The sequence below is a fragment of the Modestobacter roseus genome, from assembly GCF_007994135.1.
Classification (GTDB): Bacteria; Actinomycetota; Actinomycetes; order Mycobacteriales; family Geodermatophilaceae; genus Modestobacter; species Modestobacter roseus.
The window spans coordinates 2,347,541-2,360,588 of sequence record NZ_VLKF01000001.1 but is presented as its reverse complement, the minus strand read 5'-3'; the positions used below and the strand labels follow the sequence as shown (position 1 = coordinate 2,360,588).

Genomic DNA, 13,048 nt, shown 5'->3' with positions numbered 1-13,048 from the left:
GGGGGAGACCCCGCCGGGCTTGGTGCGGGCTCCTCATTCACCGGAGGGCTCTTCGTCCGGGACACCAACGCCCCCGCCGTCCCGGGCGTGCGTGCCCAGCTCGCCGTCGAGGACCGCGCGGACCAAACCGGTCAGCAGCGCCAGCCGGGCGGGGAGCTCACCGGCCAGCACGTGCTCGCCCACGGCGTGCGCCCCACCGCCCACGGCGCCCAGCCCGTCCAGCGTCGGCACCCCGATGCCGGCGGTGAAGTTCCCGTCCGAGGCCCCGCCGACGGTCACCCCGGCAGGGGCGGGCAGCCCGAGCCGGGCCGCCACCTGCTGAGCCAGGGCGAACAGCGCGGCCGACGACGCCACCTCCAGCGGCGGGCGGTTGATGCCGCCGCGCAGCTCCAGCACCGCGCCGGGCACCCGCGGGGTGAGCGCCCGGATGCCGGCGTCCACCCGCTGCTGCTCGGCCGCGGTCAGCGCCCGCACGTCCACGGCGAGCCGCCCGGCTGCCGGCACGGTGTTCGTCGTCGTGCCCGAGGCCAGCACGGTCGGGGTGACCGTGGTGCCCTGTGCAGGGTCGGCCAGGGCGGCGATCGCCAGCACCTGGTGCGCCAGCTCGATCGTGGTGTTGACGCCGGCCTCCGGCTCCAGCCCCGCGTGCGCGGCCCGGCCGGTCACCAGCAGCTCGTACATCGACGCGCCCTTGCGGCCGGTCTTCAGCGCGCCGCCGTCGGCGCTGGCCTCCAGCACCAGGACGGCGGCGCAGTCCCGGGCCTCGGCGCGGATCAGGTCGGCCGACGTCGGGGAGCCGATCTCCTCGTCGCCGGTGACCAGCACGGTCACGCCGTCGAGGTCGAGGCCGTCGGCACGCAGCCGGGCCAGCGCGGTGCAGGCGAGCACGATGCCGGCCTTCATGTCGAAGCAGCCGGGTCCGCGCACCACGCCGTCGGTCACCGACCACGGGATCTCCGCCAGGGTGCCCCGCGGCCACACGGTGTCCTGGTGGCACAGCAGCAGCAGGCGCCGCGGCCCGCCGCCCAGCCGCCAGCGCAGGTGCGTGCAGCCGTCGACGACCAGCACCTCCGGGTCGGTACCGAGGTCGCGGGCGCCCAGCCGGGCCACCCGCTCGGCGCCGGCGGCCACCGCGGCCGGGTCCGACGACGGCGTCTCGCAGCTGACCAGCTCCTCGAGGTCGGCCAGCATCCCGGGCAGCAGTGCCTCGGTGTCACTTCCGGCCAGCAGGTCGGTCACGGGAGTTCAGCCCTTTCCTGGGGTGGGTGCGCCACCCGGGTACCCGGGGCGCCCGGCGCGAACAGTCCGCCGGTGACCGACCGGCCGCCCGCCCCGGTCGTGTGCCGCAGCGCCCAGTCGATGAGCCGGCGGCCGTAGTCGACCCGGTGCGAGGGGCGGCCGTCGAGGATGAACAGGTGCGAGCCGCCGGGGAACAGCACCAGCTCGGTGGGCACCCGCTGGGTGCGCAGCGCGGTGAACCACTGCTCGGCCTGGCCGACCGGGCAGCGCTCGTCGGCGCCGCCGTGCAGCACCAGCGTCGGCGTGCGCACCCGGTGCACGTGCGTGATGGGTGAGTGCTCCCTGACGGCCTCCGGGTCGATGACCGGGTCGCCGAACTCCAGCCCCAGCGCCTCCCCGGCGTCGCTGGTGCCGGCCAGGCTGGTGAGGTCGGCGACCACCCCGCCAGCGATCGCGGCGGCGAACCGGTCGGTGCGCCCGGTCAGCCAGCAGGTGAGGTAGCCGCCGTAGCTGTAGCCGGTCAACGCGAGCCGGGCCGGGTCGGCCACGCCCTCGGTGACCAGCTGGTCGACCGGGTCGAGGACGTCGCGCTCGTCGGCGGTGCCCCAGGCGCCGACGGCGGCGGTGAAGAACGCGTGGCCGTAGCCGTCGCTGCCGCGGATGTTGAGCAGCAGCACCGCCCAGCCCGCCGCGACGAGCGCCTGGTGGTACGCGTGCGCCGGGTCCGCGGCCGGTGACCAGGCGTTGTGCGGCCCGCCGTGCACGTCGACCAGCAGTGGCACCGGGCCGGCCGCCGGCCCGCGGAGCAGCCAGCCGTGCACCTCGGTGCCGTCGTGCACGGTGAACGTCCGGGGCTCCGGGACGACGAGGTCGACGTCGGGGAGGCTGCCGGCGGTGTGCGCGGTGAGCCGGGTCGGGGCGCCGGTGGTCAGGTCGACGACGGCGACCTCGCCGAAGGTGGCCGGGTCGGCCAGCACCACCGCCACGACGTCCGCGCGGGCGGCGACGGCCAGCCCGGAGACGACCGTGTCCGCCCCGGTGACCACCGGCCGTGGCGCGGACGAGCCGTCGACGGCGGTGGCGTACACGTGCGAGCAGCCGCGGTCGCGGACGCAGAAGACCACGGTGGCGCCGTCCGCGGTGAGCTGCGGCAGCCCGCCGGGGTAGCCGGGCCCGCCGGGCATGACGGTGCGGTCCAGCGGCGCGGCCAGGTCCCGCGCGACGGCGGCGGCGTCCCGTGGCTGGAGCAGCAGCCCGGTGTGGCCGACGGCGACGGTGGACTGCCCGGCGACCAGCAACGCCTCGCCGTCGGCGGTCCAGAGCACCGGGCCGGCGACGCCGAGGCCGTCGCCCACCCGCCGGGGCGGTCCCCCGGCGGCGTCGATGACGTGCACGGGGGTGCGGTGGGTGAGGTCGGCGTCCGGGTCGGTCGCGGCGGCGAAGGCGAGCCGGGCGCCGTCGGGTGACCAGGCGGGGCGGCCGGCGTCCCAGTCGCCGTCGGTCAGCTGCCGTACCTCACCGGTGGCCAGGTCGAGCACGTGCAGGTGCTGGCGGGTGCCGCGCAGCAGCCCCACGCCGTCGGCCTTGAAGCCGATCCGGGTGACCGGCACCGGGTCGTGTTCGTCCGTCTCCGGCCGCACCGGCGCGGTGAACGCGATCCGTCCACCGTCCGGGCTCCACACCGCGGCCCCGGCGCCGGCGGGCAGGGCGGTGACCCGTTCGGCCTCCCCGCCGTCCACCGGCAGCAGGTGCAGCTGGGCCGGGCCGTCACCGGCGCGGAGGAAGGCCACCCGGTCACCCTGCGGGGAGAAGGCGGGGGCGGTGTCGGCAGTGCCCCGGGTCAGCGGGGTGGGCGCCGCCCAGCCGTCGGCGGTGGCGCGCACCGACCACAGCGCCCGCCGGTCGGCGTCGGCGTCCGCGTCGGTCGTGCGCAGCACGTAGACGACGTGCCGTCCGTCCGGGGCGATGGTGGGCGAGTCGGGCAGCTGCAGGCAGTGCACGTCCGCGAGGTCCAGTGGCCGGCCCATGCGCCGAGCCTGCTGCTCCCGGGGACGGCGGGTCTTCGTCCCCGGCGACGAACAGGGGCAGGGTGCACTGGCGGCGCCGACCAGCCGGTCAGGTGCGCTGCCGGGTCGCCAGGCTGTTCAGCAGCGCGGCGGCCTGGGCGGCACCGGGCACGGTCACCACGAAGCGCCGCCCGTCTCCCCGGGTCACCTCCAGCGCCTCGCCGGCGCGCAGCACGATGCCGGCCCGCCCGTCGCGGCCCACCCGGTACCCCCAGCCGCCGAACTCGCGGAACGGCCGGACGTCGGTGACGCCTGCCTCGGCGACCTCGGCCAGCGGCACCGACCACGTGGGGCGACCCAGCGGGGAGCGGACCGTCAGCCCGCGCTCGTCGACCCAGACCCGGGCGCTGCCGACGACCAGCCCGATGACCAGCAGCAGGGCCGGGGCGAGCAGCAGGGGCACGGGGGCGACCCCGACCACGACCAGCCCGCCGAGCACCAGGCCGGTGGTGACCAGCACGGCGAGGCCGGCCGGCTGCATCGTGGTGAAGCCCGACCACACGGCCCGCTCACCCTCGGCCAGCGGCAACCGCGGGGCGGTCGCCGGCGGTGCGGTGCGGGCGTGGGCCGCACCGGGCGGGTCGGCCGGCAGCAGCCGGGCGACGACGGCCCCGCCGGCGACGGCGAGCACGGCCGCCACCAGGGCGGGCACCGTGGGGGAGGGGGCGGCGGCCGGGTCGGCCAGCCCGCGCTGACCGGCGAGCGCGCCCACCAGCAGCGCGACGCAGAAGAACGCCGTGCCGGCCGCGGAGCCCACGAGCAGCCGGCGCTCGGGGACGGCGAACCGGCGGGCGCGCAGCACACCGGCGGTGGCCAGCGCGGCGAGACCGGCGACGACCCCGGTGAGCAGCACGGTCGACACCGGCCCGCCGAACCCGTCGGCCCGGCCGTCGGGCCCCCAGTGGACCGCCACCCGGGCCGGCAGCTCGGCCGTCCAGGACGCCACCAGCGCCACCCCGACGGCCCAGCCGGCGACCGGCGCCGCGCCCGCCGCCAGCTCCCGGAGCCGCCTGTTCCCCCGACCGCTCATGACATCGCCTCTCTCACCATCGCCGTGACCTCGCCTGGCTCCAGCCCGAGCCGCCGCGCCTCCTCGACCAGCGCGTGCACCGCCTGGCGGAGCGCGGCCACCGCGGGGGCGGCGTCGGCACGCACCGACGCGCCCCGGCCGCGGCGCAGCTCCACCAGGCCCTCGGCGCGCAGCTCCTGGTAGCCGCGCAGCACGGTGTGCAGGTTGACGCCCAGCGACGCCGCCAGGTCGCGGGCGCCGGGCAGTCGCTCGCCCGGGGCGATCTCGCCCTGGGCGATGCCCCGCCGCACCGCCGCGGAGATCTGCGCGTGCAGCGGTGCCGCCGAGGTGGGGTCGATGCGGACGAGCACGGCGCAACGCTAACTGTTCTATGTCGACTAGAACAAGTCCGTGGCGCTGGGGACGTTGCCCACCGGGGCCGGGGAGGAACACACTCCGGGGCAGCCCAGCCCGACGACGTGCGCGGAGGCACCCGATGACCCAGCCCCACCCGGACAGCGACCCGGCCGACCCCACCCGCAGCGGGGAGGACGTCGTCGACGCCGTCCGCACCGCGGAGGCCGGATCGGCCATCGAGGACGCGCACGGCCTGCCCGGTGCACCGGGCAGCGCGCCGGTCGAGCAGGTGCGCGACGACCCGGAGATGACCGGGGGCCAGGTCGTGCTGGGGGAGGACGAGTCGCGGCCCGCCGGCAACCCCGACCCGGCGGCCGCGGGCTCCGGCGGCGCCCAGTCGATCGTCGGCGCCCGGGCCAGCGACCGGGTCGCGGCCGATGAGCCGCTGCCGGACGGACCCGCCTACTGACGGCTCCACAGGGCCACGCGCACGGTGGGGCGCGGGCGGGGCCGGCTCCGCCCGCTGCCGGACATCAACGCGGTGGTGGCATCCGGGGTGGTGAGGAACCGGCGCAGTGCGTGCGCGGGTCCGGTCGCGCGCGCACGGCCGGGCACGGTCACCCACCACAGGTCACGCACCGGGGTGCCGGCGACCGGCAGCACCACCGCCGTGCCCCGGCGGAGCTCGTCGCGGACCGCGTGGGCCAGCGCCAGCAGCACCCCGTGACCGGCCAGGACGGCGGCCAGCGCGTCCGCCTCGCTGTCGTGCCGCTCCAGCCGGGGTGGCGTGGGCAGGCCGGCCGCCCAGCACCGCTCGGCGCTGCCGTCCTCCAGCCCGGCGGGGCCGGTCACCCACGGCTCGGCCAGCACCGCGGGCAGCGGCACCGGTCCGGATGCGGCGATCGGGTGCCGAGCACCGGCCACCAGGACCCGTTGGTAGCGCAGGAAGGGCACGGAGTCGACGCCCGGGACCGGTCGTGGCCGGACCCCCAGGGTCAGGTCGCAGCGGTCCTCGGCCAGCGCGGTGGCCATCGCCGCGGCGTCGCCGCGGACGACGTCCACCGCCGCCCCGGGCACGCGGGCGGTGAAGGCGTCGATCAGCGGCCCGGCCGCGTGCTCCTCGCAGGCCGCGCTGGCCAGCACGCGGAGCCGCCGGCCGACGGTCGAGGTCGCCGCGGTGACCGACCGGCGGGCCCGGTCGGCCAGCCCGACGATCTCCCCGGCGTAGGCGGCCAGCGCCTGCCCGCCCGGGGTCAGCTCGATCCCGCCGCCGGCCCGGACGAACAGCGGGTCGCCCAGGTCGGTGCGCAGCGCGCCGAGCGCAGCGGAGACCGCGGGTTCGCTCACCCCCAGCTCGGCGGCGGCGGCCCGCAGCGAGCCCAACCGGGCCACCAGCGCGAACGTGCGCAACTGGGTGAGCGTCACGGCACGGCCCCGGGGAGGCGGGGCGCCGTCATCGAGGAGTCACCGTCGAGCACCTCATAACCGAGTGGTTATGTCGACATTGACACCCCTGGCGCGCGGCGACAAGGTCCGCCCACCTGGCCGTCACCGTCGACGGTCCGCCAGCGAGGGGGCGTCCCCGTGCAGATCCCAGCAGCCTTCGACTACGTCCGGGCCGAGAGCGTCGGCAACGTGCTGGACCTGCTGGAACGGCACGGCCCCGAGGCCCGCGTCGTCGCCGGCGGGCACAGCCTGCTGCCGATGATGAAGCTGCGGCTGGCCCGGCCGGACTGCCTGATCGACATCAACGGCCTCGCCGAGCTGGACTTCGTGGTCGAGGAGCCCGGGGTGCTGCGGGTCGGAGCCCTCACCCGGCACGCCACGCTGCTGGACTCAGCGCTGGTGGGCCGGCTCTTCCCGATCGTGCACGACGCCGAGCGCGTCATCGCCGACCCGCTGGTGCGCAACCGCGGCACCATCGGCGGCTCGCTGTGCCAGGCCGACCCGGCCGAGGACCTGACCACCGTCTGCGACGTGCTGCGCGCCGACGTGCTCATCACCGGCCCCGCGGGCCAGCGCGCGGTGCCGCTGGCCGAGTTCCACCGCGGCCCCTACGAGAGCGCCTGCGAGCAGTCCGAGCTGGTCACCGAGATCCGTTTCCCGGTCGTCCCCCGTTCCTCCAGCGCCTACGAGAAGGTCGAGCGCCGGGTGGGCGACTGGGCGGTGGCCGCCGCCGGGGCGGCGGTGACCCTCGCCGAGGACGGCACCGTCGCCGACGCCTGCATCGGGCTGACGGCACTCGGCCTGGAGGGCGTGGCCACCGAGGCGGCGGCGTCCCTCGTCGGTCGACCGCCGAGCGAGCAGGCCGTCACCGAGGCGGGCCGGCTGGCCGCCGAGGCCAGCGACCCGACCGAGGACCAGCGCGGCCCGGTCGACTACAAGCGGCACCTCGCCGACGAGCTCACCCGCCGGGTCCTCCGGCGGGCCGTCCAGCGCGCCTCCACCGGGAGCTGACATGCAGATCACCACGACCGTCAACGGCACCGAGGTCACCCGGGAGGTCGAACCCCGGGTGCTGCTGGTGCACCACCTGCGCGACGACCTGCGGCTGACCGGGACCCACTGGGGCTGCGACACCAGCAACTGCGGCACCTGCGTGGTGCTGCTGGACGGCGAACCGGTGAAGTCCTGCACGGTGCTCGCCGTGATGACCGACGGGCACGAGGTGACCACCGTCGAGGGGCTGGCCGACGGCGCCACCCTCGACCCCGTGCAGCAGGGCTTCATGGCCGAGCACGGGCTGCAGTGCGGCTTCTGCACCCCGGGGATGCTGCTCACCGCCCGGGCGCTGCTGGACCGCGAACCGCACCCGGACGAGCAGCAGATCCGGGAGGCGATCTCCGGGCAGATCTGCCGGTGCACCGGCTACGCGACCATCGTCCGGTCGATCCAGTGGGCGGCCGACCACCCGGCCGACCAGCCGGCCGACCAGCCGGCCGACCAGCCGGCGGCGCAGCCGGCGGAGGCCCAGGCATGACCGCCGTCGAGGACCGGCCCACCACCGGACCGGCCACCCGCGAGGCCAACCCGTCGGCCACCGCCGCCGACCGGCCCATCGGCTTCGGCCGGATCCAGCGCAAGGAGGACCCGCGCTTCGTCCGCGGCAAGGGGCGCTACCTGGACGACATCGTGCTGCCCGGGATGCTGCACGGCGCGATCCTGCGGTCGCCGATGGCGCACGGCCGGATCGTCAGCATCGACACCACCGAGGCCCTCGCCCACCCGAAGGTGCACGCCGTCGTCACCGGCAAGGACCTGGAGGCGCTGAACCTGGCCTGGGCGCCCACGCTGTCCGCCGACGTGCAGGCCGTGCTCGCCACGGACAAGGTCCGCTTCCAGGGGCAGGAGGTCGCCTTCGTCGTCGCCGAGGACCGCTACGCCGCCCGCGACGCGCTGGAGCTGATCGACGTCGAGTACGAGCAGCTCACCCCGGTCGTCGACGCGCGGACGGCGCTGGCCCCCGGCGCGCCCGTCGTCCGGGACGAGATGGAGGGGCGCACCGACAACCACGTCTTCGACTGGGAGGCCGGCGACGCCGCGGCGACCGACGCCGTCTTCGCCCGGGCCGACGTCGTGGTGACGCAGGAGGTGGTCTACCCGCGGGTGCACCCGGCCCCGATGGAGACCTGCGGGGCGATCGCCGACTACGACGCGGTCGACGGCAAGCTCACCCTCTACGAGACGACGCAGGCCCCGCACGCGCACCGCACGCTGTTCGCCATCGTGGCCGGCATCCCGGAACACAAGATCCGGGTGGTCAGCCCGGACATCGGTGGCGGCTTCGGCAACAAGGTCGGCATCTACCCCGGCTACATCCTGGCCGTCGTCGGGTCGATCGTGACCGGCAGACCGGTGAAGTGGGTCGAGGACCGCTCGGAGAACCTGATGAGCACCTCGTTCGCCCGCGACTACATCATGACCGGGGAGATCGCCGCGACCCGCGAGGGGAAGATCCTCGCCGTCCGCACGAACGTGCTCGCCGACCACGGGGCGTTCAACGCGACCGCCCAGCCGACCAAGTACCCGGCCGGCTTCTTCCACATCTTCACCGGCAGCTACGACCTCGAGGCCGCGCACTGCACGGTCACCGGCGTCTACACGAACAAGGCGCCGGGGGGAGTGGCCTACGCGTGCTCGTTCCGGGTCACCGAGGCGGTCTACCTGGTGGAGCGGATGGTCGACCTGCTCGCCGACGAGCTCGGCATGGACCCCGCCGAGCTGCGGTTGCGCAACTTCATCCGGCCCGAGCAGTTCCCCTACCCGAACAAAACCGGCTGGGAGTACGACTCCGGCGACTACGAGCCGACCATGCGGCTGGCGATGCGGATGGCCGGCTACGACGAGCTGCGTCGCGAGCAGGCCGAGAAGCGGGCCCGCGGCGAGCTGATGGGCATCGGCATCTCGTTCTTCACCGAGACCGTCGGCGCCGGCCCGCGCAAGCACATGGACATCGTCGGGCTCGGCATGGCCGACGGCGCCGAGGTGCGGGTGCACCCCACCGGCAAGGCCGTCGTCCGGCTCTCGGTGCAGAGCCAGGGCCAGGGGCACGAGACGACGTTCGCGCAGATCGTCGCCGAGGAGCTGGGCATCCCGCCCGAGGACATCGACGTCGTGCACGGCGACACCGACCAGACGCCGTTCGGGCTGGGCACCTACGGCAGCCGGTCGACCCCGGTGAGCGGTGCCGCCGTCGCACTCGCCGCCCGCAAGGTGCGGGAGAAGGCCAAGCTCATCGCCGCGGCGATGCTCGAGGCCCGGCCGGAGGACCTGGAGTGGGAGAAGGGCCGCTGGTTCGTCACCGGCGACCCCACGCAGGGGAGGACGATGCCGGAGATCTCGATGGCCGCGCACGGCACGATCGAGCTGCCCGAGGGCGTCGACGGCAACCTGGACGCCGAGGTCACCTACGACCCGCCCAACCTCACGTTCCCGTTCGGCGCCTACATCTGCGTGGTGGACGTCGACCCCGGCACCGGGCACGTGACGGTCCGCCGGTTCGTCGCCGTCGACGACTGCGGCACCCGGATCAACCCGATGATCATCGAGGGGCAGGTGCACGGCGGGCTCGCCGACGGCGTCGGGATGGCGCTGATGGAGCTCATCGACTTCGACGAGGACGGCAACTGCCTGGGCGGGTCGTTCATGGACTACCTGATCCCCACCGCGATGGAGGTGCCGGACTGGGAGACCGGGCACACCGTCACCCCCAGCCCGCACCACCCGATCGGCGCCAAGGGCATCGGGGAGTCGGCGACCGTGGGCTCCCCGCCGGCGGTGGTCAACGCGGTCATCGACGCGCTGGAGCCGTACGGCGTGCGGCACATGGACATGCCGTGCACCCCGGCCCGGGTCTGGGCGGCCATGCAGGGCCGCGCCACCCCGCCGGTCTGATGACGACCACCCTGACCATGCGGAGCGAGGAGCTCACCGCGAGCCGGGTGCCGTTCGTGCGGGCCACGGTGGTGCGCGCCCAGCACCCCACCAGCTCGCACGCCGGGGACACCGCGCTGGTGCGGGCCGACGGCAGCATCGAGGGCTTCGTGGGCGGCACCTGCGCGGAGTCCTCGGTCCGGGAGTACGGGCTGCGCGCGCTGCAGGCCGGCGAGCCGTTGCTGCTGCGGATCGTGCCCGGGGAGGTGCCGGGGAGCGCCGAGCCGGGCGCGGTCACGGTGGCCAACCCGTGCCTCTCCGGGGGAGCCGTGGAGATCTTCCTGGAACCCAGGCTGCCCGCCCCGCGGATGACCGTCGTGGGCGACACCCCGATCGGGCGCGCGCTGGCCGCGCTCGGCGGCCCACTCGGCCTGCACGTCGAGCTCTCCGACGCGGGCCCCCGGCCGGACGACGCCGCCCTGGTGGTCGCCTCGCACGGCCGCGGGGAGGAGGCGGCGCTGACGGCGGCGCTGCGGGCCGGCGTCCCCTACGTCGCGCTGGTCGCCAGCCGCACCCGCGGTGCCGCGGTGATCGGCTCGCTCGACGTCCCCGACGAGCTGCGGGCCCGGGTGCACAGCCCGGCCGGGCTCGACCTGGGCGGGGGGACGGCGGCGGAGATCGCGCTGTCGATCCTGGCCGAGCTGGTGGGGGAGCGGCGGGCCGCCGCCCGGGCGAGCGCACGGCCGGGACCGGCAAGTGCGGTCGACCCGGTGTGCGGCATGACCGTGGCCGCCGTCGACACCTCCGTGCACCTGGACACCCCCGACGGCGTCCGGTGGTTCTGCTGCGCCGGCTGCCGGGACTCCTACGCCGCCGACCCCGCCCGGTATGCCCCCGTCTGACCCCGGTTCCGGCGCCGGGACAGGGGAGCGGGACGACGACGTAGCGCAGCTGCTGCCGGACATCGCCGCGCTCGCCGCGGGACTGGACGCCGTCGACTACCTGACCGACCTGGGGCTGGCGACCGCGCTGTTCCTCGCCGTGCGGCTGCGCCAGCCGCTGCTGCTGGAGGGCGAACCCGGCGTGGGCAAGACCGCGGCCGCGCAGGCGCTCGCCCGGTTGCTGCAGACCCCGCTGTTCCGGCTGCAGTGCTACGAGGGGATCGACGCCGCCGAGGCGCTCTACGAGTGGGACCACCCCCGCCAGCTGCTCGCCGTCCGGCTGGCCGAGGCCCGGCACGCCGAGGTGGCCGAGGCAGACCTGTACGGCCCGCAGTACCTGCTGCGCCGGCCCCTGCTGGCGGCCATCGCGCACCCCGGGCCGCGGCCGGCGGTGCTGCTGCTGGACGAGATCGACCGGGCCGACGCCGAGTTCGAGGCGTTCACCTTCCAGGCGCTGGCCGAGGCGGCGGTCAGCATCCCGGAGCTCGGCACCGTGCGCGCCACGCACCCGCCGGTCGTCGTCCTGACCTCCAACCGGACCCGGGACCTGCACGACGCGCTCACCCGCCGGTGCCTCTACCACTGGATCGACCACCCGGCCCCGGAGCGGGTGGCCGAGATCGTCCGCCGCCGGGTGCCGGGCAGCGACGAGCCGCTGGTCCACGACGCGACGGCCGCGATCGGCCGGCTGCGCGCACTGGACCTGGTCAAGCCGCCGGGCATCGCCGAGGCGATCGACTGGGTCACCGCCCTGTCGCTGCTGGGCGTGCGCCGGCTCGACCCGGCGGCGGTCGCGGCGACCTGGGGTGCGGTGCTCAAGAACCGGGACGACCTGGACGTGGCGGCCGACCGCGGAGCGGCGTGGCTCGCCGGTGCCGGCCGTGGCTGACCTGCCGGTGGCGCCGGGCCCGCTCGCCGTGGGCCTGTCGGCCGCGCTGCAGCGGGCCGGGCTGCCGGTGACGGCCGACCGGGCGGCCCGGCTGGCCCGCGCCCTGCGGCTCGTGCCTCCGGTGGACCGGGACAGCCTGTACTGGACGGCCCGGGTGACGCTGGTGCCCACCCGGGCCCAGCTGCCGCTGTTCGACGCGGTCTTCTCCGCGGTCTTCGACGGCCGGCTGGACCCGGCCGACTCCCGCGGCGACGACGCCGCACCGCCGGCGGTCGGGTCGGAGCCGCGCACCCGGCCGGTGCCCCCGGACCGGCGGCGCAGCGACCCGGCGACGTCGGCACCGGACGACGGCCCGCGCGCCGGCAGCCCCGGCGCGGGGGACGCGGACGGCGCGGAGCGGGAGACGGTGCTGGCGGTCGCGTCGGCGCAGGAGCGGCTCGGCACGACCGCCTTCGCGGAGCTGGAGCCCGGGGAGCTGGCCGAGGTGCGGGACCTGGTCCGCCGGCTGGTGCTCGCCACCCCGCAGCGGCTGAGCCGGCGGTCCCGGCCGGGCCAGGGCCGGCGCATCGACGTCCGCCGCACCGTCGCCGCAGCGCAGCGCCGGGGCGGGGACGTCGAGCGGCTGGTGTTCGCCGAGCGCCGTCCGCGGGCCCGCCGGCTGGTGCTGCTGTGCGACGTCTCCGGGTCGATGCAGCCCTACAGCCGCGTCTTCCTCACCCTGCTGCAGGGCGCGGTGGCCGATGCCTCGGCGGAGGCCTTCGTCTTCGCCACCGGCGTCACCCGGCTGACCCGGCAGCTGGCCGGCCGCGACGTCGACGCCGCGCTCGCCCGGGCGGCGGCGGTGTGCACCGGCTGGTCGGGCGGCACCCGGCTGGCCGCCAGCATCGAGGAGTTCCTGGCCGTCTTCGGCCGGCGGGGGATGGCGCGGGGCGCGGTGGTCGTGGTCCTCTCCGACGGCTGGGCCACCGATCCGCCGGAGGAGGTCGCCGCGGCCATGGCCCGGCTGCGCCGCCTCGCCCACCGGATCGTGTGGGTCAACCCCCGGGCGGCCGCGCCGGGTTTCGCGCCCCGGGTCGGCGGGATGGCGGCGGCGCTGCCCTTCTGCGACGCGTTCGTCAGCGGGCACAGCCTGGCCGCGCTGCAGGAGGTGGTGGCCGCCGTCCGGGCCGGCTGA

Annotated in this window: 12 protein-coding genes; 7 read left to right on the top strand and 5 right to left on the bottom strand. The window is 76.4% G+C overall.

The window, feature by feature from the left end:
* Positions 1–33 precede the first annotated feature (33 nt).
* The 4 genes from JD78_RS11205 to JD78_RS11190 form a co-directional block, all read right to left on the bottom strand.
* On the bottom strand, positions 34–1,239 hold the full coding sequence (locus JD78_RS11205) for a M20 family metallopeptidase (protein ID WP_228394967.1): 1,206 nt from the start codon (positions 1,237–1,239) through the stop codon (positions 34–36).
* Positions 1,236–3,266 (bottom strand): S9 family peptidase, encoded by a 2,031-nt coding sequence (locus JD78_RS11200; protein WP_153357690.1) that lies wholly within the window; start codon positions 3,264–3,266, stop codon positions 1,236–1,238. The genes JD78_RS11205 and JD78_RS11200 overlap by 4 nt, the downstream gene beginning before the upstream one ends.
* Positions 3,267–3,354: 88 nt before the next feature.
* Entirely contained in the window at positions 3,355–4,335 is a 981-nt protein-coding gene (locus JD78_RS11195; RefSeq protein ID WP_153357693.1) for a DUF1648 domain-containing protein, read from the bottom strand.
* Positions 4,332–4,685 (bottom strand): GntR family transcriptional regulator, encoded by a 354-nt coding sequence (locus JD78_RS11190; protein WP_153357697.1) that lies wholly within the window; start codon positions 4,683–4,685, stop codon positions 4,332–4,334. Before JD78_RS11190 ends, JD78_RS11195 begins: the two co-directional genes overlap by 4 nt.
* 125 nt (positions 4,686–4,810) lie before the next feature.
* Here JD78_RS11190 and JD78_RS11185 point away from each other — a divergent pair, with 125 nt between their 5' ends.
* Entirely contained in the window at positions 4,811–5,140 is a 330-nt protein-coding gene (locus JD78_RS11185; RefSeq protein WP_153357700.1) for a hypothetical protein, read from the top strand.
* On the opposite strand, the gene JD78_RS11180 is transcribed toward JD78_RS11185, so the two are convergent.
* Positions 5,134–6,096: a LysR family transcriptional regulator gene (locus JD78_RS11180; protein ID WP_153357702.1), complete on the bottom strand. Its 963-nt coding sequence runs from the start codon at positions 6,094–6,096 to the stop codon at positions 5,134–5,136. The genes JD78_RS11185 and JD78_RS11180 overlap by 7 nt on opposite strands.
* A gap of 159 nt (positions 6,097–6,255) precedes the next feature.
* Between JD78_RS11180 and JD78_RS11175 the strand changes: the two genes are divergently transcribed.
* Genes JD78_RS11175 through JD78_RS11150 form a run of 6 tightly spaced genes read left to right on the top strand, consistent with a single transcriptional unit; the run spans position 6,256 to position 13,048 of the window.
* A complete protein-coding gene (locus JD78_RS11175) occupies positions 6,256–7,128 on the top strand; it encodes an FAD binding domain-containing protein (RefSeq protein ID WP_153357705.1) in 873 nt (290 codons plus the stop codon).
* A gap of 1 nt (position 7,129) precedes the next feature.
* On the top strand, positions 7,130–7,651 hold the full coding sequence (locus JD78_RS11170; RefSeq protein ID WP_153357708.1) for a (2Fe-2S)-binding protein: 522 nt from the start codon (positions 7,130–7,132) through the stop codon (positions 7,649–7,651).
* Entirely contained in the window at positions 7,648–10,065 is a 2,418-nt protein-coding gene (locus JD78_RS11165; RefSeq protein WP_153357711.1) for an aerobic carbon-monoxide dehydrogenase large subunit, read from the top strand. Before JD78_RS11170 ends, JD78_RS11165 begins: the two co-directional genes overlap by 4 nt.
* Positions 10,065–10,946: an XdhC family protein gene (locus JD78_RS11160; protein ID WP_153357713.1), complete on the top strand. Its 882-nt coding sequence runs from the start codon at positions 10,065–10,067 to the stop codon at positions 10,944–10,946. Before JD78_RS11165 ends, JD78_RS11160 begins: the two co-directional genes overlap by 1 nt.
* A complete protein-coding gene (locus tag JD78_RS11155; RefSeq protein WP_153357716.1) occupies positions 10,933–11,874 on the top strand; it encodes an AAA family ATPase in 942 nt (313 codons plus the stop codon). Before JD78_RS11160 ends, JD78_RS11155 begins: the two co-directional genes overlap by 14 nt.
* Positions 11,867–13,048 carry a vWA domain-containing protein gene (locus tag JD78_RS11150; RefSeq protein WP_208104079.1) on the top strand — a complete coding sequence of 394 codons (1,182 nt, stop codon included), beginning with the start codon at positions 11,867–11,869 and terminating at the stop codon, positions 13,046–13,048. Before JD78_RS11155 ends, JD78_RS11150 begins: the two co-directional genes overlap by 8 nt.